The 255-nt window shown below is 56.9% G+C and carries 1 protein-coding gene; it reads right to left on the bottom strand.

All coding sequences use genetic code 11. From position 1 onward, the window contains the following. Nucleotides 1-196: type II toxin-antitoxin system HicB family antitoxin (locus tag IB235_RS24925; RefSeq protein ID WP_192339093.1), on the bottom strand; the 196-nt coding region annotated here is incomplete at its 3' end. Between the last annotated feature and the right edge of the window lie 59 nt (nucleotides 197-255).

Raw genomic sequence — 255 nt, 5'->3', positions numbered from 1 at the left:
GCGGTTCCTTGCCGATCTTGGCGCAGGTTTCGAGATAATCGTCCACGGCCTCATGGAAGGCCGCGCGGAGATCCTCGACCGTATCTGCGTGGAAGCCAATGCGGTCACCGATACCAGCGATGTGGCCTACGAAGATGGCATCCTCGTCGTCGTAATCGATGCGAGCTCTGTAGCCCTTGAAGGTCATGCTGTTCATGGCGTGATTCCAATGCGTTCTAGAAAGTCGCGGGCGTCTCGAACCTGATAGCGTTTTGC

The sequence above is a fragment of the Paracoccus sp. PAR01 genome, assembly GCF_014851995.1.
Lineage (GTDB): Bacteria > Pseudomonadota > Alphaproteobacteria > Rhodobacterales > Rhodobacteraceae > Paracoccus > Paracoccus litorisediminis.
Note: the sequence above shows the minus strand (reverse complement) of the source record. Positions and strands in the feature narration are given on the sequence as shown.